Source organism: Allobosea psychrotolerans, assembly GCF_002917105.1.
GTDB classification, from domain to species: Bacteria; Pseudomonadota; Alphaproteobacteria; order Rhizobiales; family Beijerinckiaceae; genus Allobosea; species Allobosea psychrotolerans.
The window spans coordinates 131,289-137,663 of sequence record NZ_PQFZ01000007.1 but is presented as its reverse complement, the minus strand read 5'-3'; the positions used below and the strand labels follow the sequence as shown (position 1 = coordinate 137,663).

Annotated in this window: 6 protein-coding genes; 4 read left to right on the top strand and 2 right to left on the bottom strand. The window is 65.9% G+C overall.

The genetic code is table 11. The annotated features are described in order from the left end of the window. Together CYD53_RS30295 and CYD53_RS14165 are read right to left on the bottom strand one after the other, a co-directional pair. The coding region (locus tag CYD53_RS30295; RefSeq protein ID WP_181011873.1) for a GntR family transcriptional regulator at positions 1 to 287 on the bottom strand (287 nt) is incomplete at its 3' end. Further along, on the bottom strand, positions 284 to 1,768 hold the full coding sequence (locus CYD53_RS14165) for a flagellar biosynthesis protein FlgA (RefSeq protein WP_245928231.1): 1,485 nt from the start codon (positions 1,766 to 1,768) through the stop codon (positions 284 to 286). The genes CYD53_RS30295 and CYD53_RS14165, both read right to left, overlap by 4 nt. A 260-nt stretch (positions 1,769 to 2,028) precedes the next feature. Here CYD53_RS14165 and CYD53_RS14160 point away from each other — a divergent pair, with 260 nt between their 5' ends. The 4 genes from CYD53_RS14160 (at position 2,029) to CYD53_RS14145 (ending at position 6,348) form a co-directional block, all read left to right on the top strand. Further along, positions 2,029 to 3,066 (top strand): 4-hydroxythreonine-4-phosphate dehydrogenase PdxA, encoded by a 1,038-nt coding sequence (locus tag CYD53_RS14160; RefSeq protein ID WP_103718735.1) that lies wholly within the window; start codon positions 2,029 to 2,031, stop codon positions 3,064 to 3,066. A gap of 119 nt (positions 3,067 to 3,185) precedes the next feature. Continuing rightward, a complete protein-coding gene (locus CYD53_RS14155) occupies positions 3,186 to 4,181 on the top strand; it encodes a Bug family tripartite tricarboxylate transporter substrate binding protein (RefSeq protein ID WP_103718734.1) in 996 nt (331 codons plus the stop codon). Positions 4,182 to 4,315: 134 nt separating this feature from the next. Then, a complete protein-coding gene (locus tag CYD53_RS14150) occupies positions 4,316 to 4,804 on the top strand; it encodes a tripartite tricarboxylate transporter TctB family protein (protein ID WP_245928230.1) in 489 nt (162 codons plus the stop codon). A 32-nt stretch (positions 4,805 to 4,836) separates the two neighbouring features. Further along, complete coding sequence (locus CYD53_RS14145; RefSeq protein ID WP_103718733.1) at positions 4,837 to 6,348, top strand: tripartite tricarboxylate transporter permease; 1,512 nt, start codon at positions 4,837 to 4,839, stop codon at positions 6,346 to 6,348. Positions 6,349 to 6,375 lie beyond the last annotated feature (27 nt).

The window sequence follows — 6,375 nt, the reverse complement described above, 5'->3', positions numbered from 1 at the left end:
AGCGTCTTCAGCACCTGCAGGATCTGCGCGAGATCCTTGGCGGTGAATTTGCGCACGATCGCGCCCTTGGCCGGCAGGATCTCGACGAGCCCTTCGCTGGCGAGCGTCTTGATCGCCTCGCGCAAGGGCGTGCGCGAAACCCCAAGCTGCGCGCCGACCTGGCCCTCATTGATGCGCTGCCCGGGTTCGAGCCTGCCTTCGATGATCATGTCGCGAAGGCGCTCCAGCACCTCCTCATGCAAGGTGCGGCGCGTGATCCTCGGATACTCGGCCACCGCTTCGCTCATCGTGCTGCCATTGCTCCTGTGCTCGCGCCGTTTACGGCATGGCCTCCCTGCGCTGTCAAACCGGCATCGGCTGCCTTGTTCACGAAATCTGCCTTGTCCGCGAACAGGGCGTCCTGCCGCCGGCGCATCGCGAGCAAGCCTGAATCCGCGGCGATCTCGACATCGCCCAGCGCAATCGCCTGGCCGGCCTTGACGGAGCGCAGGAGCTTGCGGTCGGCGGCCAGATAGAACGGGGCAGGGCGGTCCTCGGCAAGCGCGGCGGCAGGGCGGACCTCCGCGCCCACGCCCTCGATGCTGTGATGGTGTCCGCCCATGGTCAGCACCGAGCCGGCGGCGAGATCGCGCTGCGCCACGGCGACCAGGTCCTGGCGCGGGCGGTAGTCGTCGCCATAGCCGGAGCGGCCGAGGCCTGCGGCATCGAGGATGGAGGTGGCGACCTCCACCCCCAGCAGATGGCGCGGCAGATACAGCATCGCCGTCTTGCCCGTACGGCTGATGACATGCCCCTTGCCGGCGAGCATCTCCCAGGTCTCGGCATTCTCGCAGGCGACGACGACGAAGACGCCACCGGCGAAGCTCGCCTCCTCGGCCAGGCGCAGATGATGGAACACGTCGATTCGCCGCGTACCCGAAAGCAGGCCGCCCTGCGTCGCCTGCGAAAACAGGTCGGCGATCTCCGGGATACGCGCCGGCGGGGCATGGAAAGCGGCGGTATCGGCGGCAAGATCGGTCGCGTTGGCGACGAGCGTCATCTCGCAGAGATCCGGCACGGCCCGTAGCGGAAAGGCCTGGCCGAGGATGCGCGCGCGTTCCGCGGCGGTGGCGACGATGGAGCGCTCGCCCGGCAGCCAGTGCTCGCGCAGTTCCGGCAGCAGCCTGGTCACGCCATTGCAGGCGACGGAGCCGGTCGCTGCGTCGAAGACGAAGTCGTATTCGCTCGATTTGCCCGCCGCGATCAGCTCCAGCCCCAGAACCTCGGCCCAGCTCACCAGCGCGATCAACAGGCTGGGCTGGTCGCCATCGACGGGGGTGACGACCACGCCCTTGTCGCGGCCGAGGCGGGCAAGGCCGGGTCCGACGACGCTGTCGGCCTCCTTGGAGACGAGCGCGACATGTTTGCCGGCCTCGATCGCCATCAGGCTGTGGCGGGTCGCAGCCTCGGGACCGCCCGTCGCCTCGACCAGCATCGCGAAGGGCAGGTCGATGACGCTCTCCAGCCGTCCCGCCGCGACATGGCGGCCCGCTGCCCAGGCCGCGCGCGCTTCGCTCGCAGTCTCGCAGAGCGCGATCTCGCTTGACGCGATCCCGGCCGCGGCAAAAGCGCGCCCGGCCGCTTCCGCCGTCATGTCGACGGCAATGCGCGCATTGACCAGCGCGGTACGGCGCGCCTGGGCCAGGTAGCTGCGGCCAAAGCCGCCGCTGCCGATCAGGCAAGTCTCGATCGGCTGCGCGATGCCGGCGTAATGCGCGTGGAAATTCATCGTCGTCTCTTCCCAACATGGCGCCGTCATCCGGCCGGGCCGGTTCGCGCCTTTCGCTGTCTGTCTACAGCAAGGAGAATATGCTGCATACAGCATACTTGCTGCGAAAGAGGGGCCGTGCTAGAGCGTTTTTGAGCGAAGTGGATGCCGGTTCGCGTGAAGAAAACGCGTCAAAACAAAAGGCTAGGGCAATCTTCGACCCTATTGGGTCGAAAATTGCCCTAGCCAGAGTCCAACAAGACGAAGCTGGAGACTATCTCATGGAAAGCCGTGCGAATGGCGCGCTGCCGGTGATCGCGGTCGCGATGGGGGACCCCTCCGGCATCAGCCCCGAGCTCACTGCCCGTATCCTGGTCGAGCCCGATCTGCGTCATGCCGCCCGCTATGTCGTGTTCGGCGACAAGCGCCTGCTCGATCTCGGAGCCCAGGACGGCAAGGTCGATCCGGCCGTCCAGCTGATCCGCGACGGCGACGCCATTCCCGTGGGCTCGGACGCCCCGGTCTTCGTCGATCTCGCCAATCACGATCCGGCCGATCTGGAGCGCGGCAAGGCGACGCTCGCCGGCGGCAAGGCCGCGACCGAGAATTTCCGCCGCGCGCTGCAATTCGCGGCCTCGGGGCAGGCCGATGCGGTCTTCTTCACGCCCTTCAACAAGGCGGCGATGCGCTTCGCCTATCCCGGCTATGACGACGAGATCCGCTTCGTGCGTGATGCGATCGGCTTCGAGGGCGCGGCGAGCGAGTTCAACATCCTGGACAAGCTCTGGAACGCCCGCGTCACCTCGCATATTCCGCTGTCCGAGGTCGCGCAGAACATCACCCAGGAGCGTATCCTGAGGGCCTTGACGCTGGCCGACGCCAATCTGCGCGCCGCCGGTTTCAATCCGCCGCGCATCGCGGTCGCGGGCATCAATCCCCATGCCGGCGATGGCGGCAATTTCGGCCGCGACGAGATCGAGACGATCGAGCCGGCGGTCAAGGCCGCCAAGGCGCAAGGCTTCACCGTCGAGGGGCCGTTCCCCTCCGACACCGTGTTCCTGCGTGCGAAGAACGGCGATTTCGACGCCGTTCTGACAATGTATCACGACCAGGGCCAGATCGCGATGAAGCTGATCGGCTTCGACCGTGGCGTCACCCTGATCGGCGGCTTTCCCTTCCCGATCTGCACGCCGGCCCATGGCACGGCCTATGAGATCGCGGGCAAGGGCATCGCCAATCTCGGCGCCACCCGCGCCGCGCTCTCGCTCGCCATCAAGATGGCGCAGGACGGAAAAGCCAAGGACAAGGCCGCGGCCTGACGAGGCCGCGGCCTGATAGAACCGCGGCCTGTCGCGGCCGCGGCTTGAGACAACTGCATTCCACTGAGGGCGGCCGCCTCAAGAGCCGCTCCGAAAAACCAGACATCAGGGAGAAGAGCATGACATCGTTCAGCATTACGGCCGCGCTCGTGGGTGCCTTCGCGCTTGGCGGCATCGGCACGGCCCAGGCCTGGCAGCCGACCAAGCCCATCGAGTTCGTGGTGACCTCGGGCGCCGGCGGCGGCACCGATAATTTCGCCCGCGTCATCCAGTCGATCATCACCAAGCACAAGCTGATCGACCAGCCGATCGTCGTGGTGAACAAGGGCGGCGGCTCCGGCGCCGAAGGCTATGTCTACGGCAAGGGCGCCAAGGGCGATCCCAACCGCGTCATCTTCGGCACCAACAACGCCTATCTTTTGCCTTACGTCGCCAAGCTCGGTTACAAATTCAGCGACCTGACGCCGGTTGCGGCGCTGGCGCTCGACGAGTTCCTGCTCTGGGTCAATGGCAGCGCGCCCTATGCCGACGCCAAGAGCTATCTCGATGCGGTCAAGGCCAAGCCCATGGGCTTCAAGATGGGCGGCAGCCAGTCCAAGGATACCGACCAGACGCTGACCTCGATGATCCAGGAAGCGGCGGGCGTGAAATGGATCTATGTGCCGTTCCAGGGCGGCAGCGCCGCGGCGGTGCAGCTCGCCGGCGGCCATATCGATTCCAACGTCAACAATCCCAATGAGAATATCGGCCAGTGGAAGGCCGGCCAGGTGAAGCCGCTTTGCGTCTTCTCGCCGGTGCGGCTCGCCAAGAGCGACCCGGTCTTCGAGGGCAAGGGCTGGGGCGACATCCCGACCTGCAAGGAATCCGGCCTGCCGCTGGAGACCTTCCAGATGCCGCGCACCGTCTGGCTGCCGGCCGAGGTTCCCGCCGACGCCGTCGCCTTCTATGCCGATCTCCTGGAGAAAGTCAGCAAGACGCCGGAATGGCAGGAATTCGTCAGCCGCACGGCGCAGACCAGCCGCTTCATGAAGGGCAAGGAGCTCACCGATTTCGTCGCCAAGGACGACGCCGCCAGCCGCAAGGTCTTCGAGAGCGAAGGCTGGGTGGTGAAGTAGGGCGGCCCGATCGTCATTCTCGGTCGGCGCAAAGGGTCGACCCGAGAATCTCGGAACCAGTCGCCGCTGGTTTGCCGGATGGTCGGGTCACGCCCAACCATGACGCCCTTCCACCCGCGCCAAGGATCACTCGCATGATCACCCGCTTCTGGGCCGAGACCGTCACCGCTTTGGCGACCATGGCTTTTGGTCTCGTCATCGTCAAAGGCGCGCTCGAATTCGGCATCGGCTGGGATTCCTCGGGCCCGCAGCCGGGCGCGTTTCCGTTCTATGTCGGCGGGCTCGTCGCGCTGGCGAGCCTCGGCACGCTCGGGCTGACCATCGGCAGGCAATTCGCCGGGGACCTCACGCTGCGCAGGAGCGTCCTTGACCATGAACAGGCCCGGCGCGTCGCTTCGTTCCTGCTGCCGATGGCGGGCTTCGTCATCCTCAGCGTCACGCTCGGCATGTATGCGGCGACGATCCTCTATCTCGTCTTCGCCATGCGTTTCCAGGGCCGCTATGGCTGGCCGGCGACGCTGGTCACGGCGCTGGGAACCGCGGCCTTCTTCTATCTCGCGCTCGAGAAATTCTTCCAGATCGGCCTGCTCAAGGGCCCGCTCGAACCCCTCATCGGTCTGTGATCGGCTCGCAACGGAAAACGGTGCCGTAAGCCATGGATAACATCGCCAACCTGATGCACGGCTTTTCGGTCGCGCTCACGACCCACCACATCCTGCTGATGTTCGCGGGCGTGCTGCTGGGCGTGCTCGTTGGCGTCCTGCCGGGGCTGGGCGCGCCCAATGGCGTGTCGCTGCTGCTGCCGCTGACCTTCTCGATGGATCCCGTCTCGGCCATCATCCTTCTGACCTCGCTCTATTGGGGCGCGCTGTTTGGCGGTTCGACCACCTCGATCCTGTTCAACATCCCAGGCGAACCGTCCTCCGTGGCGACGACCTTCGACGGCCACCCCATGGCCAAGCAGGGCAAGGCGACCGAGGCGCTTGCCTTCGCCTTCCTCTCGGCCGGCTTCGGGGCACTTGCCGGCGTCATCCTGATCACGCTGCTTTCGGGCTGGGTTGCGAAATTCGCGCTGCGCTTTTCCTCTCCGGAGTATTTCGCCGTCTATTTCATGACCTTCGCCAGTTTCATCGGGCTCGGCGGCGCCTCGCCGCTGAAGACCATCGTCTCGATGGGCATCGGCTTCACGCTCGCGGCCATCGGCATGGATTCAGTCTCCGGCAATGTCCGGCTGACCTATGATTTCGACGTGCTGCTCGCCGGCGTCAGTTTCCTGATTGCGGTGATCGGCCTGTTCGGCATCGGCGAATTGCTGCTGACGATGGAGGAGGGGCTGAAATTCGACGGTGTCGCCGCCAAGGTGCGCATCGGCGACGTGCTGACGACCGCCGCCAGGCTGCCGCGCTACTGGCTGGCGCTGCTGCGTTCGAGCCTGATCGGCATCTGGATGGGCATCACGCCGGGCGGGCCCACAGCCGCCTCCTTCATGAGCTACGCCATGGCCAAACGCTCTTCGCGCCATCCCGAGACCTTCGGCAAGGGCGATCCCGAGGGCGTGATCGCGCCCGAAACGGCAGACCATGCGGCGGGCTCGGCGGCGATGCTGCCGATGCTGGCGCTCGGCATTCCCGGCTCCGCGACGGCCGCCGTGATGATGGGCGGTCTGATGATCTGGGGGCTCAACCCCGGCCCGACGCTGTTCACCGATCGGCCGGATTTCGTCTGGGGCCTGATCGCCTCGATGTATCTCGGCAATGTCGTTGCGGTCATCGTGGTGCTGGCGACGGTTCCGCTCTTCGCCTCGATCCTGCGCATCCCGTTCTCGATCATCGGGCCGGTGATCGTGGTGATCTGCTTCATCGGCGCCTACACCGCCGCGAGCAAGGAGTTCGACATCTGGCTGGCGCTGGTCTTCGGCCTCGTCGGCTATGTCTTCAAGAAGCTCGATTACCCGATCGCGCCGCTCGTGCTCGCCATGGTCATCGGCGACAAGGCCGAGGACGCCTTCCGCCAGTCGATGATCTTCAGCCAGGGCTCGCTCCGGATTTTCTGGTCGAACCCGCTGGTCGCGACGCTGATGACGCTCGGTCTCGCACTGTTGTTCATGCCGCTGATCGGCGGTCTCGTCCGCCGCTTGCGCGGCAGAGGCGCTCCGCGCACCGTATGAAGAGGGGCTATCTTCGTCGGAGGGGCA